This is a genomic window from Desulforudis sp. DRI-14 (genome assembly GCF_052618305.1).
The window spans coordinates 1-25,999 of sequence record NZ_JBQXEZ010000026.1; the positions used below are offsets into that span (position 1 = coordinate 1).

A 25,999-nucleotide genomic window follows, 5' to 3' on the forward strand; every position below is an offset into this window, starting at 1 on the left:
ACGGCCTCATAGAACGGTCGAAGCGGCGCACGGAGCGTCGGGGATAACCCAGACCTACTGTAACCGTTTTCATTGTCTGTGGTGCTGCATTTTGCAGGATGAAGACTACTTTCCGATGCAAAAGTCGGCGAAGATACGGTCCAGAACGTCCTCCGCCACGTTGGCCCCGATGACTTCGCCGAGGGCCTCCGCACCGGCCCTGATGTCGACGGCGACGATGTCCAAAGGCACTCCTGCGGCGAGGTTCGCCGCAGCCTGGCTAAGGTATCCGGCGGCCCTCTCCAGGCTGGCCTTGTGCCTGACGTTGGTGACGAGGGGAGGTTCCCGCATGGCGAACCCCTTGCCGAGCACCTGTTCCTCGATAACGGACTCCAGTTCTTCGAGGCCCAGGCCCTCGGTCATCACCGTCCTGACCGCCGGCCATGCGCGGACCCGAAGCGGCAGCGCCGCAAGGTCCAGCTCTCTTTCGCCGACGTCGACCTTGTTGATAATAAGAATGCCTCTTTTACGCTCCACCAGCCTGGCGACCTCGATGTCTTCCTCCTCGAGGCCCGAGCCGGCGTCGAGGACGAACAGGACCAGTTGGGCCGTCTCGGCGCGCTCTCTGGCCATCTGGACCCCGATACGCTCAACGACATCATCAGTATAGCGCAAACCCGCCGTATCGATAAGCCGCAGGGGCATGCCCCGAACGTTGACGATCTCTTCGATTACGTCACGCGTGGTCCCCGGCACCGCGGTGACGATAGCCCTCTTTTCCCGCAGTAGGGCGTTGAGGAGCGACGACTTGCCCACGTTCGGCTTCCCGACGATGACGGTGCTGATGCCCTCGCGAAAGACCTTCCCGGCCTCGGCCCCCTCGGCCAGGGAGGCGCACCGCGCGGCCAGTTCCTCCAGGCGGCCGGCGAGTTCCCGCAGTCGGAGTTCGGGGATGTCGTCCTCGGGAAAATCAATGCTGGCTTCAACGAAAGCCAGCACCTGCATAACGGCGTTAAGCATGTCCCTGATCCGCTCGGAAAGCCTCCCGCCAAGCTGGCCGACGGCCAGAGAGAGGCCGTCCCCCGTCTTGGCGCGGATGACGTCCAGCACGGCTTCGGCCTGGGCAAGGTCCAGGCGCCCGTTCAAGAAAGCCCTTTTCGTAAATTCGCCAGGCTCGGCGAGCCTGGCTCCGTTCTCCAATATCAGTTCGAGTATCCGCCGTAGGGGCAGGGGACCTCCGTGGCAGTTCACTTCCACGACGTCTTCCCGCGTGTAGCTGCGCGGGGCCTTCATCACGCTGACCAGGACCTCGTCGACGACGTCGCCCGTTTCGGGGTCGACGACGTGCCCGTAGGTCATCCGAAAACCGGACGCAGGAGGCCACTTGGCGGCCCGTACCGGCCTAAAAACGCGGGAAACGATCCTGAACGCTTCCGGCCCGCTCAGGCGCACGATGCCGACCGCACCCTCACCCGGGCAAGTGGCGATGGCCGCAATCGTATCGAACAGCACGCCGGGCACCTACTTCCTGGGGGCGATGACGATCTTCCTGAAAGGCTCTTCTCCCTCGCTGAAGGTGTAGATGTCGTCCCGGCCTCGCAACGTGGTGTGGATAACGCGCCGTTCCTGGGGGTTCATCGGCTCCAGGACGACGCTCCGCCCCGCCGCCGCGCCTTGTCGGCCAGCTTTACGGCGAGGTTTTGCAGGGTCTCTTCACGCTTCCTGCGGTAACCCTCGACGTCAAGCATGATCTTCCGTCTCTGCTCCTGGTTCCTGTTGGCAGCCAGGCTGACCAGGTATTGGAGGGAGTTCAGGGTTTCGCCGCGCCGCCCGATCAGCACGCCCATGTTCCTGCCGGTAAGCGTGACCTTAATCTCTTCGTCGTCCTCCTCGACCGTGAAATCGGGATGGACACCCATCTCCGCCGTGATGTCCCGCAAGAGACTGATGACGCGATCGGCGAGCTTCTCCTTGACCGTTACGCGCACCCGGGCCGGGCGGGTGCCCAAAATGCCGAACAAGCCCTTGACCGATTCCTCCAGGACCTCGACTTCGACGTCTTCTCTATTGACACTCAATTCGCGCAGGGCGTTTTCAACGGCTTCTTCTACGCTTTTTCCGCTGCTCTCTAGGCTTTTCCTCAACGTCTTTAACCTCCTCAATGACCGGAGTGGCCGGTTCGTCCGCGGCGGCAGCCTTCACGACGGGCAGTTGCTTGTTGATGAAGTACTGCTGGATGATGCCCATGATGTTGAAGATGACCCAGTACAGGGCCAGGCCGGCAGCAAATTTAGTGCTGATGTAGCCGATAAAAACAGGCAGGAAGTAAAGCATGATCTTTTGCGTTTGCTCGGCCCCCGGAGCGGCCCCGCCCGCGTTGCTGGCCGGCATCGTGAGCTTGGACTGGAAAAAGGTGGTTAACCCGGCCAGAACCGGCAGGATGAAAAAGGGGTCGGGCCTGCTCAGGTTGGGAACCCAGAAAAAGGTGGCATGCGCGCTTTCAATGTAAGGGAAATTAAACAGCGCCTGGTAAAGGGCAATCAGGATCGGGAGCTGCACGAGCATCAGCAGGCAACCCGCCATCGGGTTCACCTTGCGCTCCTTGTACAGCTCCATGACCTTTTGCTGGGCCATCGCCTTGTCTTTGTACTTTTCCTGGATCTTCCTGATCTCCGGCGCGAGCTGTTGCAGGGCGATCATCGAGTGCATCTGTATCCGTGTCAGCGGGTACAGGACTACTTTCACCAGGATAGTCAAGAGAATGATCGCCAGGGCGTAGCTGGGGATGCCCAGGCTTACGGTGAGCTGATAAAGCCAGTTGATAAGCAGAGTCATTCCATTAACAAGTGCTCCAAATGGACTCAAACTCGCGAAACCCCCTAATGAGACGTGAGAAGTGAGAAGTCGGAAGTGAGAACAGCGGATGAATTTTGATAGACGAATTCCTGCAAGTTACTCACCTCTGACTTCTCATCACTCACTTCTCTAAACTGGGTCGTAGCCTCCCGGCGACCAGGGATGGCACCGCAAAAGGCGCCTCGCCGCCATGTACGATCCACGGAAGGGGCCGTGCTTGTGCAGGGCCTGTACCGCATACTCGGAGCAACTGGGGTAATACCTGCAGCATGCAGGGAAGAGAGGTGAAACGGCAAGCTGATAGATGCGGATCAAGGCAACCATCAGGGCGGTAATGAAATTCTTCATTTCAATCCCTTCACCAATGACAAGAGTTGCTCTTCAAGCGTTCCGTAGTCCTCATCGGCGGCCCGGAGCCGCGCCACGACAACGTAATCACAGCCGGGAGCAAACGCGCCTTCGTTGCGGCGGCAGATTTCCTTGAGCACCCTGCGCAGGCGGTTCCTGACCACGGCTTTGCCGACTTTCTTGCTGACCACGAAACCGAAACGGGAAAAAGCTTTCTCGTTGGCAAAACGGTACAGCACCAAGCTCCGCCCGGCGCGGCTGGCACCCCGGGCATAAGCCCTGCGAAAGTCGGCGTTGCTTTTAATGGTGATTATTCCCATAAACACCGTCTGTCATAAAAATTCCCTATAATGATAAAAAGGCCACCTTACAGCGGCCTTAGGCTGACAGACGTTTTCTGCCTTTCGCGCGCCTCCGGCTGATTACCTTGCGCCCGGAGTGAGTGGCCATGCGCTTCAAAAACCCGTGCACTCTCTTTCTTTTGCGCTTCTTCGGCTGGTAGGTTCGTTTCACGCCTTTCACCTCCCGGGCAACAGACTGTCTCCTAAAAAGCTAGACATCAAAAATCATTATATAGTATACGTCCTCGGCCAGTCAATAACGAATAGGTGTCACCGTCCTTGGAGGCCTATTTTGTTTGTTGATAAGTCCTGAAAAATCTGGTACCATTTACTTGTCCAAAAACACCGATTTTACACAGCTTGTACATAATTTGTGTTTACTTTTGTTGATAATCAAGATTCTTAAAACGGGGGATGCCAATGGTCCCGGCCGAAATTCTCGAAGCATGGCAACAGGTCTTGAAGGCGTTGGACCAAAAGCTGAACCGCCAGTCGTTCGAGCACTGGTTGAAACCCTTAAAGCCTATCGCTTTCTACAACAACACCATTCTGATCGAAGTTCCCAACAACTTCTCCCGGGACTGGCTGAACGAAAGATACACGCCCATGATTAAACAATGTTTCGAACAGGTCACCGGTTGCGAGGTCGGCCTGAGGTTTCTGTTGTCCCGCGAAGTTCCCGACATTGTGCACAACCTGTCCGCCAGGCCTCTGGAAAAAAATGAGGATAATATCGCCCAACTAAATCCCCGCTATACCTTTGACAGTTTCGTCGTAGGCAATTCGAACCGTTTCGCCCACGCCGCCTCTCAAGCCGTGGCCGAAGCACCGGCGCGGGCCTACAACCCGCTGTTTATATACGGTGGCGTGGGGCTGGGGAAGACCCATCTTATGCACGCCATCGGTCACTACATCCTGCAGAAGTCCGGTTACCTCAGGGTGTCCTACGTTACTTCCGAAAAGTTTACCAACGAGTTGATCAACTCCATCCGCGACGACCAGACCGCCCAGTTCCGTGCCAGGTACAGGAGCATCGACATCCTCCTCATCGACGACATCCAGTTCCTGGCCGGCAAGGAACGCACACAGGAGGAGTTTTTCCACACCTTCAACACCCTGTATGAGGCGGCTAAACAAATCGTCGTCTCCAGCGACCGCCCTCCGAAGGAGATCCCGACGCTGGAAGAACGGCTACGCTCGCGGTTCGAATGGGGCCTGATCACCGACATCCAGCCACCCGACCTGGAAACCAGGGTGGCCATCCTGCGTAAAAAAGCCCAGGCCGAAGCGATCACCGTACCCGATGAAACCCTGCTCTACATCGCCGACCGCATCCAGTCCAACATCCGGGAGCTAGAAGGGGCCTTCAACCGTGTGGTCGCCTTCGCCACCCTGACCAACGCCGAGATCACCTCCGAGATGGCGGCCCAGGTCCTCAAGGACATCGTCCCGCCGAAGAAACCTCGGCAGATCAACTGCACCCTGATCCAGGAGATCGTCGCCGACTACTTCCGGCTGCGCCCCGATGAGCTTAAGGCCAAGAGACGGACGCGGAACGTGGCTTTCCCCAGGCAGGTGGCGATGTACCTCGTCCGCGAGCTTACCGACCTTTCTTTGCCAAAGATAGGCCAGGAGTTCGGCGGAAGGGACCACACCACCGTCCTCCATGCCTGCGAAAAAATCGCCGAGGAACTGACCAGAGACCAATCGCTTCAGGATTTGGTCGCCGCGTTGTTAAACAGAATCAAAGAAGATTAACAAATTGTGCACAGGCGGGCGGTCCCCACCGGGCTGCTACGGGACGGCATGTCCACATATCACCAGCTACTACGGCTACCACTATTAAAACTTTATTATTTTAAACAGATAATTAATCAACCTGTTTTGTAAACACGCGAGAGGTGAACAGCTTTGCGCTTTAAAACCACGAAAGACAACCTCCTGGCGGGAATCACCACCGTGCAGAGGGCCGTCGCGGCGCGCAGCCCGATGCCTGTCCTACAAGGCATCCTGGTCGAGGCTTCGGAAGAGGGCATCACCTTTACCGGCACCGACCTGGAACTGTCCATCAGCTGCATCCTGCCGGCAACAGAAATCATCCCCGGAGCGGTCGTTCTGCCGGCCAGGTATTTTGCCGAAATTGTCAGGAGACTGCCGGATGGGACGGTTTCCTTCGTCGCCGAGCTGTCGTCCTACTCCGTCAGCCTGCGTTACGGGCGCGCCGAGGCTATGCTGAACGGTTACAGCGCCGAGGAATTCCCGAAGCTGCCGGAGGTCGCCCCGAAAGTGGCCTTTGCGGTACAGGGCGACTTGTTGCGAGATGTCGTCAGGCAGGTCGTCTATGCCGTGGGGCAGGACGAGCTCCGCCCGATTTTCACGGGGGTGCTGCTAGAAATCGAGGAACAGGAGATCAGGGCGGTGGCCACCGACACCCACCGTCTGGCCCTGCGTAGGGCCGACCTTCCGGGCAGCGAGGTCAAACTTACGAACATCATTATTCCAGGCAAGGCCCTGGGCGAGCTGGCCCGCCTGCTGGGAGGGTTTGAGGGCGAAAACGTTCAGGTGGCCGTGGCCGAAAGTTACGCCTCGTTTTCCTTAAGCCACGCGCGGGTGTTGACCAGGCTGATTGAAGGGCAGTTTCCCGATTACCGCCAGGTTGTCCCGAAAGGATATAAAACCAGGATTTTAGACATCAATCCGGCGGAACTCACGCGCACCGTTGAGCGCGCTGCGACGCTGGCCAGGGACGACGCGCCGGTCGTCGTCCTGGCCGTCAAGCACGGGACGCTGACCGTTTCGGCCCGTTCCCAGGTGGGTTCAGTCCTGGAGGAGGTCGCCGCCGAGCTGGAGGGCGAGGACATCCAGGTGGCTTTTAACGCCAATTACCTGATCGATGCGCTGCGTGCCGCGGGAAACGATACCGTTTCCCTGGAGTTTAACGGTCCCATAGGGCCGTCGGTTATAAGACCGGTTCCCGACGGGTCGTATTTTGCGCTGGTGCTGCCTGTACGGATGGTCTAACAGTGTGAGCCGCCTTTGCATTTGCACCGTCGAAGCACAAAGCTTCAGGAACTACACTGATTTCCGCGTCGAACCCCACCCGCGGTTCAACGTCATCAGCGGGCGCAACGCCCAGGGAAAGTCAAACTTCATCGAGGCGCTGTACTTCGCCCTGCGGGGGTTTTCGCTGCGCGCCGCGCGGGCTGGCGAAGTGGTCCTGTGGGGGCGGCCCGGCGCGCGGGTCACGGCCGACCTCGAACACCGGGGGATGCTTACGCGGGTCTTGTGCGTGCAGGAAGAGAAGAGCAAAAGGCTGAGCATCGCCGGGCAGCGGGTCAACCAGGAGGATTTTGCTTCCCGTTTCGGGGCCGTGCTGTTTACACCAGACGACCTGCTGCTGCTCAAGGGCGGCCCGCAGGAGAGGAGAAGGTTTTTAGACTTTGAGATGAGCGTCTTCAGTCCCGGCTATACCGCCGCTCTGCGGGAATACCGCCGCGCCCTCGCCCAGCGTAACGCCTTGCTCCGCGCCGCCCCAGGGGATAAAGAAAGCTTTGCGCTCTGGACGGAGAGGTTAACGGCTCTCGGCGGCGAATTAATTATGCACCGGCTTCAGGTGCTGAAGAGGGTGACTCCGCTCCTTGAAGAAATGCTCAAGGAGTGGGGCGGCGGGGAAGAGGTTGGCCTGCGCTATCGCAGCGCCGCCGTCTTGCGCGAGCTCAGTGCTGCCGGGATCGCCGGGGCTCTGCGCGAGGCGTTGGAGCAAAACGGGTCCCGGGAAATGAAAATGAGGCAGACCATGGCGGGTCCCCACCGCGACGACCTGTCGGTCCTGATCGACGGCAGGGAGGCCAGGGTCTTCGGATCCCAGGGGCAGCAGAGGTCGATCGTCCTGGCCCTAAAGCTCTGCCAGGTCGCCCTCTGGAAGGAGCTTACCGGCGAAACGCCGGTGGTGCTCCTCGACGATGTTTTCTTCGAACTGGACAGGGGACGGAGACGAAAAATCCTTGAAAAGCTGGGCGACGACGCACAGGTTTTCGTGACGGTGGGCGATAGCGAGATACCCGCGGGCAAGGAAGGAAAAGTTTTTAGAGTGGAAAACGGTAATATCAAGTCGGTAGTCAGTAGTCGGTAAGTAGTTGAGAGGGGGAGACGCAGGTGTTTTTGCATTTGGGAGCCGACGTGATGGTACTGAAGAGCGACGTAATCGCGGTCCTGGACCTGCAGACGAAGATGGCCAACAGCACCAAGGATTTTCTCAAAATGGCGCGTGACGAGGGACTCCTCGAGGCGATCATCGAGGAAGGCGAAAAGCACCGCTCCTTCGTCATCACGAGCGACAAGGTCTACCTCTCGCCGATATCGTGCGGAACGCTGAAAAAAAGGTCCGGCCTTGACTGGCAGCCGTAACTTGAGATGCTTTTGAATAGACTTTGAGGGAGGTGCATTTTTTGCGCGCCTCTGAAAAAGGGGTATATGTGTTAAAATAAATAATTAGAGTGTGTTTTTTGAGGAGGACTGTTTGTTGGAAAATCACCAGACCGTCCACGGCTACGGCGCCGAGGATATCCAGGTACTGGAGGGCCTTGAAGCCGTTCGCAAGCGTCCCGGCATGTATATCGGGTCGACGGGGCCCAGGGGATTGCACCACCTGGTGTACGAGGTCGTCGATAACAGCATCGACGAGGCCCTGGCCGGCTACTGCGATTTCATTGAGGTCGTCGTTCACCGGGACAACTCGGTGACGGTCACCGACAACGGCCGCGGCATCCCTGTCGACATCCACCCGACGGTCGGGCGTCCCGCGCTCGAGGTCGTGCTGACCAGGCTGCACGCCGGGGGCAAGTTCGGCGGCGGGCAGTACAAGATTTCCGGAGGCCTGCACGGCGTGGGCATTTCGGTGGTGAACGCCCTCTCGGAGTGGCTCAAGGTGGAAGTATCCCGTGACGGGCGGCTTTACCGGCAGGTTTTCGAACGGGGCCTGCCCGCGAGCGACATGGGAGAGATCGGCGAGGCTGAGGGCACCGGCACCAGGGTCACCTTTAAGCCGGACGCCGAGATCTTCGAGGTCACCAGTTTCGACTTCGAGACGCTGGCCCAGCGGTTTAGGGAGCTTTCCTTTCTGAACCCGACGGTGACCATCCGTTTTATCGACGAGCGCACCGACGAGTCCCAGGACTTCCACCACGCGGGGGGCTTGCGGGACTTCGTCAGGCAGCTTTCCGGCCGGAAAGAAACCCTGCCGGAACAGCCGATCTACATGAGCGACGAGAAGAACGACGTGGTCGTCGAGATCGCTTTCCAGTACGTCAACAGTGACCGGGAGTTGATTTATTCCTACGCCAACACCATCCGGACCATCGACGGCGGGACGCACGAGGCCGGTTTCCGGGCGGCGCTGACCCGCGTCGTCAACGACTACGCCAGGAAGTATAACCTTTTAAAAAACGGTGTCCTGGCGGGCGAGGACATCCGCGAGGGTCTTACGGCCGTCATCAGCGTCAAGGTCCCCGAGCCGCAGTTTGAAGGCCAGACCAAGACCAAGCTGGGCAACAGCGAGGTCCGCAGCATCGTGGACGGTGTCGTCTCTCAGCACCTGATGATTTTCCTGGAAGAAAACCCGGCCGTGGGCCGGCGGATCATCGACAGGGCCGTGCTCGCCGCCCGTGCCCGCGAGGCGGCGCGGCGGGCCAGGGAACTCACCAAGCGCAAGAGTCTCCTCGAGAGCAGCACCCTGCCGGGAAAACTCGCCGACTGTTCGGAGCGCGACCCGCGGGAAGCCGAGCTCTTCATCGTCGAGGGCGACTCCGCGGGCGGCTCGGCCAAGCAGGGTAGGGACCGGCGTTTTCAAGCTATCCTGCCGCTCCGCGGCAAGATCCTGAACGTGGAGAAGGCGCGCCAGGACAAAATCCTCGGAAACGAGGAGATCCGCGCCCTAATCACGGCTATCGGCACCGGCGTGGGCGAGGACTTCGACATCGCCAAGGCGCGCTACCACAAGATCGTGATCATGACCGACGCCGACGTCGACGGCGCGCACATCCGCACCCTGCTCCTGACCTTCTTCTATCGTTACATGCGGGAGCTGGTGGAAAAGGGGTACGTCTACATCGCCCAGCCCCCGCTGTACAAGGTCAAAAAGGGCAAGGCGGAACGCTACCTGTACAGCGACAGGGAACTGCAGAAAGCCCTGGAGGAATTGGGGAAAGACGTAACGATCCAGCGTTACAAAGGTCTCGGTGAAATGAACCCCGAGCAGCTCTGGGACACCACCATGGACCGCGAGAAGCGGACCATCTTGAAGGTCAACCTGGAGGACGCCATGGCCGCCGAAGAACTCTTCTCCACGCTGATGGGCGACCAGGTCGAGCCGCGGCGGGAGTTCATCCAGCGCCACGCCAGGGAGGTCAGGAACCTGGATGTTTAACCCCGCGTTCTTCTTCTCCGCTAGGAGGAGCGGCGCCGACGAGTATGTTATCGCTGTGAGCGATAAGGGGACCCCGTCTCAAACGGATGGGGTTCTGTTTTTTCCAGGTGCTGCTAAAGCCCCGTTTGCCCCCACATATTTAACCCGGCGCGGCGCATCTTAATCATGTTAACCATGCGTTTCACCGGAGGTTCGCGCGAGGCTCCATTGTCAAGCTGATTTAAGAAAAGACAATTTTAAAGACAATTTTATAGACGATCACCGATGCTATAAAGCCGGCAAGATTGGCCAGGAGACCGACGGGAAGAGCATAGCGGGGGTTCTTGATGCATAAATCAGTGATGGATGATCACCATCGTCCCTCGGGGGATGTTTTCAAAAAACCACTTGGCGTCTTTTTCATCCATGCGTATGCAGCCGTGGCTCGCCGGCAGGCCGAGCTGGGCGTGTTCTTCTTCTTTGGTTTTCCACCGGTGGTCTTTGGGCACCGAGTGGATGAGCACCTGTCCGACCAGGCGCACCCAGTAGGTGGCCCCCTCGCCGAACCGGGCCGACCAAAAGGCATGACCACGGTCCTGAGTGTAGAAACAGCCCAGCGGGGTGGGGCTATCCGGCCGCCCTCCGGACACCGGCATGCGGCGGACCACCTTGCTTCCCTTGTAGACGGTGGCCGTATGCCTTTCGCCCAGTTTAACGTCGACCCAGTATTTGTTCCCCAAATCCAGCGTCGTAAAAGTGATTTTGTATTTGTCCAGGCTTTCGAGATGCGCCGACTCGGCCTGCAGAACGGCTTTGTACCAGGTGTTCGGCAGAAACGAGTAAGCCGGCCGAAAGACAACGGAGCCTTGTTTAACCTCCGTATTTCCCGGCACGCTGGTTCCTTCCCGAAGACTTATGACCTTGACGCAAGCGGATGAGATCTCCTGGTCGAGAACGAATTCTATGGTACGGTAAAGGTGAACCTTTCTTTCGCCGTCACGCGGGTTGGTGCTGACGACTTTTGGTTTTCTTGCTGTAGTAAAAGCGATTTCCTCTCGGCCATTTAAAACACTTCCACCCATGCTGCGAAGACCCGCTTTGATGATAATCCGGTAGGTTGTATCGTTTTGAAAGGGCTTCTCCGGCGTGTACTGCCAGCGGCTGTAGTCGGTGAAACTCTTACCGTCGACAGAAAGCCGAAGGGGCGTCAAATCCCCGGGTATGGGAAGAACCACCGATCTTTTAAGACTGTGGAGATTGACGGGTGTATTAAAGACGATGGGTACCGGACCCCGGGAGGGTATTTTGTCTGCGAGAACTTTTGACATTAGCCTAATCGGCACTGGGGGCCTGACCTTTCCGGTAACGCTTTTGCTGATGAAAGGGATAATCGTGGGGGCACGATCGATTTGGAACTTTAAGAGTTGTCCTTGCGGCTCCCCTTGCTGTTGCAATCGTAAAACCAGAGTAGTCGGGCCCAGCCATTCGGTTTCACAAATTACTCCTGTTTTAGGGATTTCGGGCGCGATCCTCAGCCTTGAGCATAAAGATTCCTGGCGCATGGGCAACAGGAAATTGATTACTATGACGGCCCGGGTACGGTCCGTGTCGGGCTTCACGCTTACGATGGAAAAGCGCCTTATGCCGTAAAGGACGATCACGATCAGTAAAAGTAAAAGGAGCGCCAGCCAGAATCGCGATGAATATCTGTAACGCGGGAAAAATAGAAAACACCACAGTCGTAAGGGGTTGCCACGATTCGCCAAAGGTCCAAAGCCCCCCGATCGGTTTCACCATATACCTATGAGGGGGCATGAAAGAATATCCTGGCGGTACGGCCTGTTGAAAAAATGGGGGCTGTTCAAAAACGAGCATGGCGCGGAAGGCGAAGCTGGCCAGCGCGGAGCGTACTGAAAAAGATGTCTGAAACCAGAGGTCAGAAGTCTGACCGGGAAGCGATCACTCGTGATCGCATCGAGTCCGACCTCGGACATCCGGCATCTGATATCCTTGTCGGTACGTGAGCACTGGGCGGCGAGCGTGACAAAGCCAGGCGAAGTCTTTCAACAGCCCCGATACGCAGGGTTCCAACAGATAACGCCCCGGCGGCTACCGCGGCGTTACCTTGCGATGTTGTCAAGTTGTTGGGAAATTATTTGCTCAGCGTAAGGAGATAGTCGCCTTCTTGCGACCTGATTTCCACCTTCCAGCCCTTGGACAGCGCCAGCCGCTTGATGTTCTCCCGGGCCGCCGAATTGTCCGCCAGCGCCTCAATTACTCCCGAATCCATGGCTTCGATTTCCCGTTTGACCATCAGCATCGGTTCGGGGCAAAGCAGGCCGCGGGTATCAACATGCCTTTTGTCCACTTGCCACCCTCCCTTGTACGGGGGTTTTCACATAGGTCAGGGCTACCGCGATCAAGGCCACGACAACCAGTCCGATAACCACGGCGTATTGTCCGCCGGCGGGGACGCCCGTTGGAGCCGCCGCCAGCTTGAAGTTGTGGGCGAAAGCAGCTCCCAGGATGAGGCCGAAAACGGTAACCGCGGAATCGGTATTGCCCTCCGCGGCCGAAACCAGCTGCCGCAGGGGGCAGCCGCCGAGAAGGACGGAAGCCCACCCGGCCAAAGTCATGCCGAGAAAGTTCCAAACCCCCTGCGTATGAGCCAGCGGCTGGTTCTCAAAGCCAAGGTGGAATTTCCCGAAGAGCAGGCTACCGATCAGTGCGGTTACAAAAATGACGGCCATGCCGGTAAACAGGTAAGTGTCGCGGAACATGATCAGATCGCGGATGCCGCCCACGAAACACAAGCGCGAGCGCTGGGCCAGGGCGCCGACAAGCAGCCCGGCACCGAGCGAGAGCAGCACGGGGGCGTGCATAGAGCCGGGACCTTCCTTGCTGGCGAAGAACCATGCGGGAGCCGCCAGCGCGATCAGGAGAATAAAAGCAATGACAAACGTAAACAGGTAGCCGTTGCTCCTGTTCTGGGGAAGGGCGCGTCCCAGGGAAAACCCCTTGCCGATGAAGAAGACGCCGATGCCCACGCCTGCGGCCAGGCCGGCCAGGCCCAGGAGCGCGTTCAAGTCGCCGGCGGCCAACCGCAGCACCGCGCGCAGCGGGCAGCCGAGAAACACCAGAAACCCGATCATGGCCAAAAAGCCGAGGACGAAGCGCGTAAAGGTGCCGGCCCCGCCCACGGCCTTGAATTCCCTAGTGGACACGGCCATTAAGAAAGCGCCGATGACGATGCCCAGGATCTCGGGCCGGACGTACTGCAGTTTAGCCGCCTGGTGCAGCCCCAGGCCGCCGGTGATATCGCGCAGGAAACAGGCGATGCAAACACCCATGTTTCCCGGGTTCCCGGCTACGGCCAGGGCCACGGCTAGGGAGCCGACGACGATGCCGGCAAGAACGATGATGCCTTTTTCTTTCACTGCTGAACCTCCTAAACATGAACTTTCTTGGCGGCGTTTCGGCTGCCGGCGGCTCCCGCCGGCGGGCCTTCTTGCACCGCCGGAAACAGAGACAATGCTTCTGCCAACACCTCCATTCCCGATAATTGCTAACAAACGATAATTCGCCCATTTTGCCATTGCATCCTGTAATAGCGTCTATGACAATAGGTTATTATACTGACTTGGCAACAACCCGTCCGAAGCCGTTCGGGGTTCGTCAGGGATATAGCGGTAACGGTTTAATAAAAATAACAGAATAGCATAGATTACATAAAGGATTGTAATGATTTATGGCAAATGTATCTCTTCGGAGAGAAAGGAGCCGGTGCTCCCCGCGGACTGCAAATCCGTCGGCCAGCCTCGCAAGCTGGGGTCGGGTTCGACTCCCACTTCTCTCCTCCAAAACCCTGACTATAAGCCCCTGGTTCGCTCCAGGGGCTTGTTTGTTGCACCGAGGCTGGGGACGAGAATGCGCTACACGTTAGGGCGCTTGACGTTCGGCCGGTTCGAGTGTACCTTGTCAGAGTGGGCTAAAGGGTTATAATTTTTTTTCGTATCGCGGGAAGATTTCCGTACGCTCGTTCGTTGATTAAGCGAAGGGGCAGGCGATAGGGGATGAGGGGGATGACAAGGCGTGGACCGGAAAGAGGATGTCCTGCTGGTCAAGGCCCGGGGCGGAGATCGACAGGCGCTGGCCGCCCTGGCTGCCCGTTACGGTTCCGAATTGTACCGGCTGGCCAGGTACATCCTGCGCTCAGACGAAGAGGCCCGGGACGCCGTCGCCGACGTCTTCGCCAGGCTTTGCACCAAGCCGCAAAACATCCCCCTCGGCGGCTTCAGGACCTGGGCGGTGAAGGTTACCTGCAATCACTGCCGGGACCTGCTGCGGCGTAAGGGGACGCTGACCCGCCTGCTGCCCGTTATCTACAACCGGTCAGCTGAACGTGCGAACCCTACCCCGGAGCAGGCGGCGCTGGCCGCTGACGAACAGGCGTCCGTCCGGCAGGCGGTGGCCAGGCTGCCGGAACAGGAAAGGATTATTGTGGTTCTGCGTTATTATCACCAGCTGAGTTATGCCGAAATCAGCGCTGTGCTGGGTATCCCTCAGGCTACGGTAGGCACACGCCTTCACCGGGCACGGGAGAGGCTCAGGCAACTGTTAGGGTATGGCAGAGGAGGTCGAGAACCGGATGCGCTGCCTGAATGAGTACGAGTGGGAGCTGTACGTTGACGGAGAACTCCCGGCGCAGCAGCAGGAGCTGGAACGGCACCTCCGCTCCTGCGCGGCCTGTGCGGAACTGGTCGCCGGCCTGCGTAAGGAAGAAACCTTGATTTACGCAGCCATCGCCGGAACCCCGCTGCCTTTTAACCTGCCGGCGGCGATCGAACGGCGGATAGCCCTGCAAGAGGCCAGGGACGGGTGGTGGACGCTAGCCGGTTTAACGGTAGTAATTCTGATGGCGGCCATGCTGGCCTTTTTCCTGTTGTGGCTGCCGCTGGCGCAGAAAACGCTGGCTGTCGCCGGTATTCTGGGGCGCGGAGAACTGCTGACGATGACTGTGCTGGGCGTCGCCAGGGCGTTCAGGCACCTGGCCGGCGCCGCTGTGCAGGGGGGGACGGTGTTGCCCGCGCTAACGATGCTGGTTTTGGGGCTTATCTGGGTAAAATTCAATCTGAGAAGGGGTGGATTTACGCGTGCGTAAGGGAGCACGAAGCTTAGCGGTTATTTTCCTGGTTGCCCTTATGGTCTTGTCGTTGGGGGCTTCAGCGGGGGCGGTCGAACTGGCATCGGGCGACATGGTGGTGGTTCCTCAAGGCCAAATACAGGGGCCGCTTTTTGTGGCGGGGAACAACATCGTGATCAACGCCGACGTGGACGGGGATGTTTTTGCCGCGGCGCAAACGATAACGGTCAACGGTAAAGTCGGCGGCGACGTCATGGCCGCCGCCCAGACCATTAGGCTGAACGGCGAGATTACGGGCGACGCCCGCTGTGCGGCGGCCGAGGTCTCCGTTAACGGGACCGTAGGGCAGAACCTAACGGCGGCCGCTGCGAAAGTCCTGCTCGACCAGAGAGCCGCTGTGGGGCGCGATGCCCTGGTCCTGGCGGGGGAAACCCGCACCTTGGGTAGCGTGGGTCGCCAGGTCTTGGGTTCGGCGGGCCTGGTTGAGTTAAACGGCAAGGTCGGCGGGGACGTCCGCCTGTGGGACGTCGAACAGCTGAAGGTGGGGCCGCGGGCCGAGATCAGCGGAAACCTTAGTTACGGGTCGCCGCAGCGGGCGGAGATAGCCTCCGGGGCCAAGATCGCCGGCCAGACGAAGTGGGAGCAGATAGCGCCGCACGAAGACAAGACGGAATCGGCGATTAACTGGGTCGGCATGTTGATTTCGTTTACCGGCGGCGTGATCGCCTGGGGGATTCTGGCCCTGCTCTTCCCGCAGCTTTGGGGGAGCCTCGGCCGGGTTGTGCGGCAGTCTCCCTGGGCGGCCCTGGGCTGGGGGCTGCTCCTGCTACTGGTTACTCCTCTGGCCGCCCTGCTCTTACTGCTTACCGTGGTCGGCATTCCTCTCTCCCTGGCTCTTGTGGCGGTTTACATCGCCCTGCTCTGGGGGGCCAAAATCATAGTCGGAGACGTTCTCGGTCGCGTCCTGGCGCGACGTTTTGGTTGGGAAGGCCGGGTGCATGCCATCCTGCCTTTCCTGATCGGTTTGGCTGCAGTGGTGCTATCGACCAACATCCCGATTGTGGGCGGTTTTATCACCCTGGTGGTGGCCTGCCTGGCAATCGGTACAGTCGTTTTAGCCGTCTACCGCTGGCGTCAGAGAAGTTCCGCGCCGCTAGAAACGGTTTAGCGTTGCGGCCGGATTGATGGGGCCGCCTTTTTTTCGCGGGAGGGGTGACTGGTGAATCCGCACGGAACAATGCCGGCCTTCGAGGTCGCTAAGAAGTTGGGCATCAGTCTGGCGGAGGTGAGGCTGCTCGTGCGCGAGGGCAGGCTCTGCGTGACGGCTATCGGCGACGGCAAGTACGGCAAGGAACTCTGGTTCTCGCGGGAGGAAGTCGAAAAACTGGCGGCGGTCATGCCGGAGGTTAAGAAATCCTGGCAGAATAAGAGAACGCTGAACCGGCCAAAGGGGAACACGACCGTATCCTTGGCGTCCATGATTAAGGTCCGTAAGGTACGGTACCAGGAGGAAGATTTCCTGGAGTCGCTGAACCTGATGCCGGAGCGGATGGCGGTACTGCTACGGGCCGCCTATTACCTGTTTCACCTCAACCACTACGCCAAGGCGGGGCACCAGCACCTTTATATGCTGAAAGGGCAGGTCTTGCGGACGATGACCCGCAACTTCGGCGTCGAGGACGGTCTGAGCGCGGGTTTCGTCGACGGCGGAAGCCGCGTGCTCCTTTGCCCGTCCTGCCGCCGTGAAGCCAACGCCCTGGGACAGGACTACAAGACGTACATCCTTGCGGCGGGGAAATGCAAGAAGTGCCGGGAGGACCATCACTATTACAGTCTGTTTGAGTTCAGGGTGACCGCCGGTGACCACAGTTTTACCTTTCACTCGCCTTACCCCGTGTGCTGCAAGTGGTTCGGCAGTCACGAAGGGTTGCCCAGCCGTCCAAGAGAGCCGGTCGAAAGGGAGGACGGGTTCAGCTTCGGGCGGCCGATACTGGTCGCGGAAGCCAGGGCCATACCGCTTGATAAGGTTGTTGCCGAGCTGCAGGTTTTTATCAGAAACGAGGAAAGGCAGAACGCCGTTCCCCGGGAGACAAGGTGATAGGAGGTCCCGGTTCGAGCGGCTTCCCGGGACCGTGGAAAAGCGTTTGGCTTGTTGCTTTTTTTTGGTATACTAAACAATATAGAAACTTATGTCAAAAAGAGGTCGGAAGCTGGATGCCCGGAGGTCTGACATCCGACCTCCGGCATCCGATTTCTGACCTCTGACTTCTGTTCTGGGGGTGCTTTTTTTTGGCCGCCGACCCCGGGAAAATCATTTCAATCGACATCAACCAGGAGATGCGCCAGTCCTACCTGGATTACGCCATGAGCGTCATCGTGGGACGAGCCCTGCCGGACGTCCGCGACGGCCTCAAGCCCGTGCACAGGCGGATCCTGTACGCCATGCACGCGATCGGCCTCACCCCGGAGAAACCCCACCGCAAGTCGGCTTACGTCGTCGGCGAAGTGTTGAAGGCCTACCACCCGCATGGCGACACCGCTGTTTACGACGCCCTCGTCCGCCTGGCCCAGGATTTTTCCAGCCGCTACCCGCTCGTTGACGGGCACGGCAACTTCGGGTCGGTGGACGGCGACGCCGCGGCGGCGATGCGGTACACCGAGGTGCGGATGGCGAAAATCACGCCCCAGATGCTGGCCGACATCGAGAAGGAGACCGTCGATTTCATAGACAACTACGACGGGACGACGAAAGAGCCCGTCGTCCTGCCCTCGCGTTTTCCCAACCTGCTGGTCAACGGCTCGTCAGGCATCGCCGTGGGCATGGCCACCAACATCCCCCCGCACAACCTCGGCGAGGTGATTGACGGCGTCATCCACCTGATCGACCACCCCGAAGCCGATATGGAAGAACTTTTAACCTATATCAAGGGCCCCGACTTCCCCACGGGCGGGATCATCATGGGGCGCCAGGGCATCCGCAGCGCCTACCGGACCGGCAGGGGCAGCTTCAAGGTCCGGGGCCGGGCGGTGATCGACAAGATCGGCAGCAAGCAGGCCATCATCATCACTGAGCTCCCTTACCAGGTGAACAAGGCCAGGCTGGTGGAGAAAATCGCCGAACTGGTCAAGGAAAAGAAGATCGACGGCATTACGGACCTGCGCGACGAATCGGACCGCACCGGAATGCGGGTCGTCGTGGAACTGCGCCGGGACGCCAACGCCAATGTCATCCTGAACCAGCTGTACAAGCATACGCAGCTCCAGGAATCGTTCGGCGTGATCATGCTGGCCCTCGCCGACGGGCAACCCAGGGTCATGGGGCTGAAGGAAATCCTGGAACTCTACCTCAGTCACCAGCGTGAGGTGGTGACCCGGAGGACGCGCTACGACCTCGAGCAGGCCAGGAACCGCCTGCACATCGTCGAGGGCCTGCGCATCGCCCTGCAGCACCTCGACGAGGTCATCAGGACCATCCGCCGGTCGCGGGACGTCAACACGGCCAGGCAGGCCTTGATGGAGAACTTCGGCCTCACCGAAAAACAGGCGCAGGCCATCCTGGACATGCGCTTGCAGCGCCTGACCGCGCTCGAGCGCGAGAAACTAGAAGAGGAGTACAGGGAGTTGGTGGCCAGGATCGAGTACCTGGAGGGCCTCCTGGCCGACGAGCAGAAGATCATGGCCGTCATCAAGGATGAACTGGCGGAGATCAAGCGCCGGTTCGGCGACCCCCGCCGCACCGAGATCCGGCGGGATGAGACCAACATGCGGCCCGAGGACCTCATCCCCCTCGAAGACGTGGTGGTGACGATCACCAAACAGGGCTACGCCAAGCGGATGCCGCTCTCCGTTTACCGCAGCCAGCGCCGGGGCGGACGGGGCGTTACCGGCGTCGAGCCCAAGACCGAGGATTTCGTCCAGCACCTCTTTGTTACGAAGACGCACGATTACCTGCTCTTCTTCACCCAGAAGGGCAAGGTTTACAGGATTAAAGTTTACGAGATACCCGAGGCCGGGCGCCACGCCAGGGGCACCCCGCTGGTCAACCTCCTGCTTCTGGGCGGGGCCGAGGACGTCACCGCCGTCATCCCGGTGACCGACTTCGACGAGGACGCCTACCTTTTGATGGCGACGCGCCACGGCATCGTCAAGAAGACCCGGCTGCACGAGTTCGACACCGTCAGGCGCGACGGGCTGATCGCCATCAGCCTGGACGAGGACGACGAGCTCGTCGACGTCGAAATCACCGGCGGCGACAACGAGGTCGTCATCGGGACCAAGCGCGGGCTGGCCATCAGGTTCAGGGAGACCGACGTCAGGCCCATGGGCCGCACGGCCCGGGGCGTCCGCGGCATCAGCCTGAGGCCCGGCGACGAGATTATCGGGATGTTCCACGTGCACCCGGGGGCGGACCTGCTGATCGTGACCGAACAGGGTTACGGCAAGCGTACCGCTTTGAACGAATTCCGGACCCAGGGCCGGGGCGGCAAAGGCGTCATCGCCATCAGGACCACGAAGCGCAACGGCAACGTCGTGGCCCTCGAGGTCGTCAACAAGAGTGAAGAGGTCGTCATGGTCAGCAGGGCCGGGGTCGTGATCCGCATCAACGTTAAGGAAGTGCCTGTGCTGGGCAGGCCGGCGCAGGGCGTGACCCTCATGCGCCTCAACGAAGGGGACTCCCTGGTCGCTGTAGCCCGCATTGCGCCGGGAGATTAATAAAGAAAGAGGGAGCGGCCGTGATCAAAAAAGTCCTTGTACCCACCGACGGTTCGGAATGCTCACTGCACGCGGTGGCGCAAGCCGCCAAGCTCATGCATCTTAACCCCGGGCTGGAGGTAACGATTTTTACAGTGCACAATGTGCCCAAGGGGATGGCCCGCCGCAAGCTGTTTTTCGTGTCGACCGGCGGGAACAAAGACGCCAGCAAGATCGACGACGTGTATGCCGAAGAGCGCCAGCAGGTCTTCAAGGCGGCGCTCGACATCCTCGAGGCCGAAGGTTTCACGGCCAAGACCGATTTCAGTAAGGGCAACCCGGCCGAGGAAATCTGCGATTACGCCCGGGAACACGGTTTTGACCTAATCATCCTCGGCCCGCGGGGCATCAGCGGCATCCAGGGACTGTTTATCGGGAGTGTAAGCAGCAAGGTGCTGGCGCTGGCTCCCTGCCCCGTCCTGTTGGCAAAATGCTAGGAGACCGCTGAAAAACTGCGCCTGGCAAAAAAGATGTCGGATGCCGGAAGTCAGAAATCTGACCTGATGAAATCCGCAAAGCAGATTTCTAAGGATTATAGACTTGCGATCGCGAAGCGATCGCTTCCCGTTCCGACCTCTGACCTCTCGCCTCGGACCTCTTTTTGAGCGGTCTCAGGGTGACTTCCAAAGCACGGTCGTACCCTGAAAAACGTCTGTACCAAAACCAGCGTCTTGGCTTTTTGCAGCACTCTCCTGGAAGCGCATTGAGCGCACTAAGGAATCGGGGTAAATGTTGCTTCCGTGAATACTGTGCGAACGATTTAAGAGAGGAGGCCTTGTTGATGGCAGATTATAAGATCCTCCTGGCGGGGGACGGTTCAAAACCATCCTTTCGCGTTGCCGAAACGGTCAGGGAAATGATGAAATGGAGCCCCGAGGTCAAGGTTACGGTGATTATGGTCTTTCCCGCCCACGAAAAAGCCGAGGACACCGAAGAGTTTTCTTTCGTGATGCACGAAGGGTTGAAAGAAATGGTCGAGGCCAATATGGAAAAGGTCGCCGAGTCCTACCGGAGCTTCTTCGCCGAGGAGGGCTTCGAGATTACGGTCGAGAAGCGCTTCGGCGACCCTGCCGAACGCATCGTCCGCTACGCCGAGAGGCGCAATTTCGATCTCATCGCCGTCGGCAAGAGAGGGCACAAAGGCTTCGAGAACATCGTCCTCGGCAGCGTGGCGCACAAGGTGATCCATATCTCCAAGATCCCGGTCCTGGTCGTCAGGTAAATCCAGGTTCCTGGTTCCGCCCAAAAAACGTCCCGGCACTCAATAGGGCTTGGTGCCGGGTTCGGCTTTTAGGGCGGGATAAGAGCTGTTTTTCAACAGTCCCGATATGTTGTTTTTTGTCGGGGGCTTGGTATAAGATAATGCCTATAGTAACGGAGCGGATTAACTGAGAGAGCGGAGGCTTAAGAGAAGAATGGTTGAGAAGGGTACCTGGACGGTAAAGAAAGGACTTGCCGAGATGCTCAAGGGCGGGGTGATCATGGACGTCACCACCCCCGAACAGGCCAAGATAGCCGAAGAGGCCGGGGCATGCGCCGTGATGGCCCTGGAACGCGTGCCGGCGGACATCCGCGCGGCCGGCGGCGTAGCCAGGATGGCCGATCCCACCATGATTAAAAAGATTATGGACGCCGTGACCATCCCGGTGATGGCCAAGGTCCGCATCGGCCATTTCGTCGAGGCGCAGGTTTTGGAGGCTCTGGGGGTCGACTACATCGACGAGTCGGAAGTGCTCACGCCGGCGGACGAGCAGTTTCACATCAACAAGCACCTCTTTAAGGTGCCTTTTGTCTGCGGGGCGCGTAACCTGGGCGAGGCGCTGCGCCGCATCGCCGAAGGGGCGGCGATGATCCGCACGAAAGGGGAACCGGGGACGGGGAACGTCGTCGAAGCCGTCCGCCACATGCGCATGGTGATGGACGAGATCAGGCGCCTCACGGTACTGCCTAAGGAGGAGCTGGTATCGGCCGCCAAGGAAATGGGCGCTCCCTACGACCTGGTGGTCCAGGTCGCGGAAACGGGGCGCCTGCCCGTCGTGAACTTCGCGGCCGGCGGCATCGCGACGCCCGCCGACGCCGCGCTGATGATGCAGCTCGGCTGCGACGGCATCTTCGTGGGGTCCGGCATTTTCAAGTCGGCCAACCCCGCGGCGCGCGCCAAGGCGATTGTGGCGGCGACCACGCACTTCAACGACCCGCAGGTCCTGCTCGAGGTCTCCCGCGAGCTCGGCGAGGCCATGCCCGGTCGCGAGATTTCCACGATCGCGCCGCACGAACGCATGCAGGACCGGGGTTGGTAATAAGATGAAAGTGGGCATCCTGGCCCTACAAGGGGCCTTTATCGAACATGCCAGGGCGGTCCGCGCCTGCGGGCACGACCCGGTGGAAATCCGTAAGCCCGAGCAGCTCGATGACTGCCGGGCCCTGATTATCCCCGGCGGCGAGAGCACCACCATCGGCAAGCTGATGAACGAGTTCAACCTCTTCGAGGTGATCCGCGCCAGAGGGGAGCAGGGTATGCCCATTCTGGGGACGTGCGCCGGCATGGTGCTCCTGGCCAGGGTCATTGAGGAGTCGGACCAGCCGCGTCTCGGTCTGATGAACATCACCGTCAAGCGCAACGCTTTTGGACGCCAGGTCGACAGTTTCGAGGCCGATCTGGCGGTTCCTACGCTGGGGGACGACCCGGTAAGGGCGGTGTTTATCCGGGCGCCCTACATCACCGCCGTCGGCCCGGGGGTCGAGGTCCTGGCCGTCTTTGACGGTAAGATCGTCTTGGTCCGCCAGGACAGGCTGGTCGCCTCGGCCTTCCACCCCGAACTGACCGAGGACCTCAGACTGCACAAGTATTTCTTAAATCTGGCTGGTTAGCATGGGTCATGAGGCTGCTTGACAGCCCCTGATGGGCTGTTAAGCAGAAAGGGCTTGCGTTGTGTTCGAGGATATAGTAAAATCAGTGGCATCATCTGAAAAAACGCATATGTAAACCCGGTGCAGGGGAAAAGTACCCACTTTCTCCTTTTCAGAGAGCCGGCGGTCGGTGCGAGCCGGCAGGGACGGTGGCGAATTCCTCCCCGAAGGGGGCCTCGTTGAAAGCGGAGTAAGCGGGGACGGTGCCGAACCGTTATCGGATCGAGCGGGCTCATGCGAGCCAAGAAGGGTGGCAACGCGGGAGAATGCTTCTCGTCCTTTCCCAGGGCGAGGAGCTTTTTTATTTCCATAAAAACTTCAGTCAAAGGTACTGACCAGGGGGAGAGAGCTAGTAATGACCAAAAAACTGCGCCTGATGATTCCGGGACCTACGCCGCTGCCGCCGGAGGTCAGCGAAGCGCTGTCGCGCCCGATGACCGGTCACCGCAGCAAGGGGTTCGCCGAACTCACCGAAAAACTCACGGGCAAACTCCAACAGGTGATGCAGACCGGCAACGAAGTGTTCATCCTGACCAGTTCCGGCACGGGGGCGCTGGAAGCCGCCGTCGCCAACACAGTGAATCCCGGGGATAAGGTCCTGGCTCTGGTGGGCGGCAAGTTTGGGGAACGATTCCGCGACCTGGCCCAGGTCTTCGGCGCCGAGGTCGAGGAGTTGGCTTTTCAGTGGGGCCAGCCGTACGACCTGGACCTGGTGCGCGAGCGCCTGGCCGCCGACCCCGGCATCAAGGCCGTTCTGGCGACGCAGAACGAGACGTCCACCGGCGTCGTCAACGACATCGAGGGGTTGGCCCGGCTGACAAAGGACCACCGCGCCATCCTCTGCGTGGACGCCGTCAGCGGCCTGGGAGCCATCGACCTTAAAACCGACGCTTGGGGCGTGGATATCGTCGTGACGGCCAGCCAGAAAGCCCTGATGGTGCCGCCGGGCCTCGCCTTCATCAGCGTGAGCGAGAAAGCCTGGAAGGTCGTGGCTGAATGCAGCTCGCCGCGTTACTACTTCAGCCTGGAGGCGGCCAGGAAAGCTTATAAGAAGTGGAACACCGCGTATACGCCCGGCGTATCCTTGTTCTACGCGCTGGATGCGGCCCTGGACCTGATCCTCGCCGAGGGGCTGGAGCAGGTTTTTGCCCGCCACAAGCTGCTGGCCGAGGCGACCAGGGCCGGGGTCAAGGCCCTGGGGCTCAAGCTCCTGCCGCCGGAAAACGTCGCTTCTCCCGCCGTCACCGCCGTCCGGGGCCCGAAAGGCGTTGAAGTCGACGCCTTGCGCAAGCTGCTGCTCGACAAGTATGGCGTGCTGTTCGCCGGCGGGCAGGCTGAGCTCAAAGGCAGAATCTTCCGCATCGCCCACATGGGCTATGCCGATCAGCTGGACGTTCTTAGCGGCCTCGCCGCCCTTGAAATGGCGCTCGGCGAGCTGGGCCACAGGGTGACTCTCGGGGCCGGCGTCAAGGCTGCCCAAAAGGTTTTTCTGGGGGTGTAACGGAGTGAAAGTGCTGGTAACCGACAACGTTGCGCAGGAAGGGGTCAATGTCCTGCTGGGGCAACCGGGAATTGAAGTTGAGGTCCGGAACAAGATGACCGAGAACGAACTGGTGGCCATCATCCCGGAATTCGATGCGATCATCGTCCGTAGCGCCACAAAGGTCAACCGGCGGGTTATGGATGCCGGCGTCAACCTCAAGGTTATCGGCCGGGCCGGCGTGGGCGTGGACAATATCGACGTGAAATACGCCACCGAAAAGGGCATCATCGTGGTCAACGCCCCGGAAGGAAACACCATTGCGGCTACCGAGCATACGATGGCGCTGATGCTGGCTCTAGCCCGCAATGTGCCCCAGGCCGACGCGGCTATGAAGGCCGGGATTTGGAATAAAAAGGCCTTTACAGGTGTTGAGCTGCGCAACAAGACCCTGGGGGTCCTGGGATTGGGCCGTATCGGCAGCGGTGTGGCCAAGAGGGCCCAGGCGATGGAGATGAACGTCATCGCCTACGACCCCTATATCAGCGAGGAACGGGCGCAGGAGCTCGGCGTCAAGCTGATGAGCCTCGACGAGGTCATCGCGAACGCCGATTTTATCACCGTCCATATGCCCAAAACCAAAGAGACCTATCACATGATCGACGAGCGGGCCATCAGGCTGATGAAACCGGGTGTCCGGATCATCAACTGCGCCCGCGGCGGCATCGTTGACGAAGACGCCCTGTATGAGGGCATGACTGCGGGTAAAGTGGCCGGCGCCGCCCTAGACGTCTTCGAGGTGGAACCGAAGACCGACAGCCCCCTCTTTAAACTTCCAAACTTTATCTGTACGCCCCACCTGGGTGCGTCTACCTGCGAAGCTCAGGTTTGCGTGGCTACCGACGTCGCCGAGGAGATTATCGCCGCCCTGCGCGGAGATCTGGTGCGAAACGCGGTCAATATTCCATCGCTGCGTCCCGACATCCTCAAGGCGATCCGTCCCTTCCTCAACCTGGCCGAGAAGATGGGCCGCTTCCACGCCCAGCTTTTGTCCGGGCGCATCAGGCGGGTTGAGATCACTTACAGCGGTGAGCTCGCTGACAAGCCCGTGTCGCCGATAACGACGGCCATTGTCAAGGGTATCCTGGACACCATCCTGCAGGAGCGGGTCAACTTCGTTAACGCCATGATCGTGGCCAAAAACCGGGGCATCGAGGTCAACGAGACGAAGTCCGACCGCGAAGAGGACTACAGCAGCCTGATGACCGTGAAGGTCATCGCCAGCGAGTCCCAGCACGAGCTGGCAGGGACGCTGTTCCAGGGTTCCGACCCGCGCGTGGTCCTTATCGACGGCTACCGCGTCGACGCCGTGCTCAGCGGGCATATGCTGGTGGTTCCGCATATCGATAAACCCGGCATCATCGGACGGGTGGGAACCCTGCTCGGGGAACACGAGGTCAACATCGCGGCTATGCAGGTCGGGCGCAAGGTTGTCGGCGGCAAGGCCGTAATGATGCTGGTCATCGACAGCCCGGTGCCGGCCCCGGCGCTTGACGAAATGCGCAAGGTGAACGGGATTATAGATGTAAGAATGGTAAGTCTTTAGGCGCCGAAGGCGCCTGCACTGGGCACTGTGCGCAGAATAGCACTGAGCAATGAGCACTGTGCACTGAGATTGTAAGGAATAGGGAAAAGGGATTCAGCTTGCTGAAATCCCCTCAAGTATCCCAACGCTCAACGCCCTATCCGTTAAACTATCTCTAAAGCCTTGGTTTACAAGGAGATCC

At 59.6% G+C, this 25,999-nt stretch carries 26 protein-coding genes, 1 tRNA gene and 1 other annotated feature; of the genes, 17 read left to right on the forward strand and 10 right to left on the reverse strand.

Annotation, left to right across the window (positions count from 1 at the left end; translation table 11 throughout):
- Positions 1–105 precede the first annotated feature (105 nt).
- The 7 genes from mnmE to rpmH form a co-directional block, all read right to left on the reverse strand.
- The gene (gene mnmE, locus ACUM6F_RS11175) at positions 106–1,500 is read right to left on the reverse strand and encodes a tRNA uridine-5-carboxymethylaminomethyl(34) synthesis GTPase MnmE (RefSeq protein ID WP_445349271.1); all 1,395 of its coding nucleotides are present in this window, start codon (positions 1,498–1,500) and stop codon (positions 106–108) included.
- A complete protein-coding gene (locus tag ACUM6F_RS11180; protein WP_445349272.1) occupies positions 1,501–1,617 on the reverse strand; it encodes a R3H domain-containing nucleic acid-binding protein in 117 nt (38 codons plus the stop codon).
- A complete protein-coding gene (gene jag / locus ACUM6F_RS11185; RefSeq protein ID WP_445349273.1) occupies positions 1,614–2,123 on the reverse strand; it encodes an RNA-binding cell elongation regulator Jag/EloR in 510 nt (169 codons plus the stop codon). The genes ACUM6F_RS11180 and jag overlap by 4 nt, the downstream gene beginning before the upstream one ends.
- Positions 2,074–2,814, reverse strand: coding sequence for a YidC/Oxa1 family membrane protein insertase (locus ACUM6F_RS11190; RefSeq protein ID WP_445349274.1), 741 nt, complete (start codon positions 2,812–2,814; stop codon positions 2,074–2,076). The genes jag and ACUM6F_RS11190 overlap by 50 nt, the downstream gene beginning before the upstream one ends.
- 150 nt (positions 2,815–2,964) lie before the next feature.
- Positions 2,965–3,183 carry a membrane protein insertion efficiency factor YidD gene (gene yidD, locus ACUM6F_RS11195; RefSeq protein WP_426377598.1) on the reverse strand — a complete coding sequence of 73 codons (219 nt, stop codon included), beginning with the start codon at positions 3,181–3,183 and terminating at the stop codon, positions 2,965–2,967.
- A complete protein-coding gene (gene rnpA / locus ACUM6F_RS11200; protein WP_425620606.1) occupies positions 3,180–3,503 on the reverse strand; it encodes a ribonuclease P protein component in 324 nt (107 codons plus the stop codon). Before rnpA ends, yidD begins: the two co-directional genes overlap by 4 nt.
- A gap of 58 nt (positions 3,504–3,561) precedes the next feature.
- Complete coding sequence (gene rpmH, locus ACUM6F_RS11205; protein WP_425620607.1) at positions 3,562–3,696, reverse strand: 50S ribosomal protein L34; 135 nt, start codon at positions 3,694–3,696, stop codon at positions 3,562–3,564.
- A gap of 248 nt (positions 3,697–3,944) precedes the next feature.
- On the opposite strand from rpmH, the gene dnaA reads away from it, so the two are divergent.
- The 5 genes from dnaA (at position 3,945) to gyrB (ending at position 9,948) form a co-directional block, all read left to right on the forward strand.
- Complete coding sequence (gene dnaA / locus ACUM6F_RS11210; RefSeq protein ID WP_445349275.1) at positions 3,945–5,282, forward strand: chromosomal replication initiator protein DnaA; 1,338 nt, start codon at positions 3,945–3,947, stop codon at positions 5,280–5,282.
- A 153-nt stretch (positions 5,283–5,435) separates the two neighbouring features.
- On the forward strand, positions 5,436–6,545 hold the full coding sequence (gene dnaN, locus ACUM6F_RS11215; RefSeq protein ID WP_445349276.1) for a DNA polymerase III subunit beta: 1,110 nt from the start codon (positions 5,436–5,438) through the stop codon (positions 6,543–6,545).
- Positions 6,546–6,549: 4 nt separating this feature from the next.
- Positions 6,550–7,656 carry a DNA replication/repair protein RecF gene (gene recF, locus ACUM6F_RS11220; RefSeq protein WP_445349277.1) on the forward strand — a complete coding sequence of 369 codons (1,107 nt, stop codon included), beginning with the start codon at positions 6,550–6,552 and terminating at the stop codon, positions 7,654–7,656.
- A 23-nt stretch (positions 7,657–7,679) separates the two neighbouring features.
- Entirely contained in the window at positions 7,680–7,931 is a 252-nt protein-coding gene (gene remB, locus ACUM6F_RS11225; protein WP_445349278.1) for an extracellular matrix regulator RemB, read from the forward strand.
- Between the two features lie 115 nt (positions 7,932–8,046).
- Complete coding sequence (gene gyrB, locus ACUM6F_RS11230) at positions 8,047–9,948, forward strand: DNA topoisomerase (ATP-hydrolyzing) subunit B (protein ID WP_445349279.1); 1,902 nt, start codon at positions 8,047–8,049, stop codon at positions 9,946–9,948.
- 335 nt (positions 9,949–10,283) lie between these two features.
- Here the strand turns inward: gyrB and ACUM6F_RS11235 are convergent, their stop codons facing one another.
- The 3 genes from ACUM6F_RS11235 to yedE form a co-directional block, all read right to left on the reverse strand.
- Entirely contained in the window at positions 10,284–11,138 is an 855-nt protein-coding gene (locus ACUM6F_RS11235; RefSeq protein WP_445349280.1) for a L,D-transpeptidase family protein, read from the reverse strand.
- A 941-nt stretch (positions 11,139–12,079) separates the two neighbouring features.
- Entirely contained in the window at positions 12,080–12,295 is a 216-nt protein-coding gene (locus tag ACUM6F_RS11240) for a sulfurtransferase TusA family protein (RefSeq protein WP_445349281.1), read from the reverse strand.
- Positions 12,276–13,364 (reverse strand): YedE family putative selenium transporter, encoded by a 1,089-nt coding sequence (gene yedE, locus ACUM6F_RS11245; RefSeq protein ID WP_445349282.1) that lies wholly within the window; start codon positions 13,362–13,364, stop codon positions 12,276–12,278. Before yedE ends, ACUM6F_RS11240 begins: the two co-directional genes overlap by 20 nt.
- A 330-nt stretch (positions 13,365–13,694) precedes the next feature.
- Here yedE and ACUM6F_RS11250 point away from each other — a divergent pair.
- The 12 genes from ACUM6F_RS11250 (at position 13,695) to serA (ending at position 25,818) form a co-directional block, all read left to right on the forward strand.
- A tRNA-Cys gene (locus ACUM6F_RS11250) sits at positions 13,695–13,787 on the forward strand.
- A 232-nt stretch (positions 13,788–14,019) separates the two neighbouring features.
- Complete coding sequence (locus tag ACUM6F_RS11255; protein WP_445349283.1) at positions 14,020–14,592, forward strand: RNA polymerase sigma factor; 573 nt, start codon at positions 14,020–14,022, stop codon at positions 14,590–14,592.
- On the forward strand, positions 14,576–15,088 hold the full coding sequence (locus ACUM6F_RS11260; RefSeq protein WP_445349284.1) for an anti-sigma factor family protein: 513 nt from the start codon (positions 14,576–14,578) through the stop codon (positions 15,086–15,088). Before ACUM6F_RS11255 ends, ACUM6F_RS11260 begins: the two co-directional genes overlap by 17 nt.
- A 40-nt stretch (positions 15,089–15,128) precedes the next feature.
- Entirely contained in the window at positions 15,129–16,238 is a 1,110-nt protein-coding gene (locus tag ACUM6F_RS11265) for a DUF8173 domain-containing protein (RefSeq protein WP_445349285.1), read from the forward strand.
- Between the two features lie 51 nt (positions 16,239–16,289).
- Entirely contained in the window at positions 16,290–17,168 is an 879-nt protein-coding gene (locus ACUM6F_RS11270) for a hypothetical protein (protein ID WP_445349286.1), read from the forward strand.
- 191 nt (positions 17,169–17,359) lie between these two features.
- Complete coding sequence (gene gyrA / locus ACUM6F_RS11275; RefSeq protein ID WP_445349287.1) at positions 17,360–19,783, forward strand: DNA gyrase subunit A; 2,424 nt, start codon at positions 17,360–17,362, stop codon at positions 19,781–19,783.
- A gap of 20 nt (positions 19,784–19,803) precedes the next feature.
- Complete coding sequence (locus ACUM6F_RS11280) at positions 19,804–20,259, forward strand: universal stress protein (protein WP_445349288.1); 456 nt, start codon at positions 19,804–19,806, stop codon at positions 20,257–20,259.
- A gap of 344 nt (positions 20,260–20,603) precedes the next feature.
- Positions 20,604–21,044: a universal stress protein gene (locus ACUM6F_RS11285; RefSeq protein WP_425620619.1), complete on the forward strand. Its 441-nt coding sequence runs from the start codon at positions 20,604–20,606 to the stop codon at positions 21,042–21,044.
- Between the two features lie 193 nt (positions 21,045–21,237).
- A complete protein-coding gene (pdxS, locus tag ACUM6F_RS11290) occupies positions 21,238–22,122 on the forward strand; it encodes a pyridoxal 5'-phosphate synthase lyase subunit PdxS (protein WP_445349289.1) in 885 nt (294 codons plus the stop codon).
- A 4-nt stretch (positions 22,123–22,126) separates the two neighbouring features.
- Positions 22,127–22,693 (forward strand): pyridoxal 5'-phosphate synthase glutaminase subunit PdxT, encoded by a 567-nt coding sequence (gene pdxT / locus ACUM6F_RS11295; protein ID WP_425620621.1) that lies wholly within the window; start codon positions 22,127–22,129, stop codon positions 22,691–22,693.
- A gap of 111 nt (positions 22,694–22,804) precedes the next feature.
- Positions 22,805–23,016: a binding site (T-box leader), on the forward strand.
- A 71-nt stretch (positions 23,017–23,087) separates the two neighbouring features.
- A complete protein-coding gene (locus ACUM6F_RS11300; RefSeq protein WP_425620622.1) occupies positions 23,088–24,233 on the forward strand; it encodes a pyridoxal-phosphate-dependent aminotransferase family protein in 1,146 nt (381 codons plus the stop codon).
- 4 nt (positions 24,234–24,237) lie between these two features.
- Positions 24,238–25,818 (forward strand): phosphoglycerate dehydrogenase, encoded by a 1,581-nt coding sequence (gene serA / locus ACUM6F_RS11305; protein ID WP_445349290.1) that lies wholly within the window; start codon positions 24,238–24,240, stop codon positions 25,816–25,818.
- Positions 25,819–25,999 lie beyond the last annotated feature (181 nt).

Coding starts and splice junctions, on each gene's coding strand:
- ACUM6F_RS11190 (WP_445349274.1), bottom strand. CDS start 2,814: ATGACTCTGCTTATCAACTGGCTTTATCAGCTCACCGTAAGCCTGGGC.
- ACUM6F_RS11260 (WP_445349284.1), top strand. CDS start 14,576: ATGCGCTGCCTGAATGAGTACGAGTGGGAGCTGTACGTTGACGGAGAA.
- ACUM6F_RS11285 (WP_425620619.1), top strand. CDS start 20,604: ATGGCAGATTATAAGATCCTCCTGGCGGGGGACGGTTCAAAACCATCC.
- ACUM6F_RS11265 (WP_445349285.1), top strand. CDS start 15,129: ATGGTCTTGTCGTTGGGGGCTTCAGCGGGGGCGGTCGAACTGGCATCG.
- yidD (WP_426377598.1), bottom strand. CDS start 3,183: ATGAAGAATTTCATTACCGCCCTGATGGTTGCCTTGATCCGCATCTAT.
- ACUM6F_RS11180 (WP_445349272.1), bottom strand. CDS start 1,617: ATGAACCCCCAGGAACGGCGCGTTATCCACACCACGTTGCGAGGCCGG.
- pdxS (WP_445349289.1), top strand. CDS start 21,238: ATGGTTGAGAAGGGTACCTGGACGGTAAAGAAAGGACTTGCCGAGATG.
- dnaA (WP_445349275.1), top strand. CDS start 3,945: ATGGTCCCGGCCGAAATTCTCGAAGCATGGCAACAGGTCTTGAAGGCG.
- pdxT (WP_425620621.1), top strand. CDS start 22,127: ATGAAAGTGGGCATCCTGGCCCTACAAGGGGCCTTTATCGAACATGCC.
- rnpA (WP_425620606.1), bottom strand. CDS start 3,503: ATGGGAATAATCACCATTAAAAGCAACGCCGACTTTCGCAGGGCTTAT.
- ACUM6F_RS11300 (WP_425620622.1), top strand. CDS start 23,088: ATGACCAAAAAACTGCGCCTGATGATTCCGGGACCTACGCCGCTGCCG.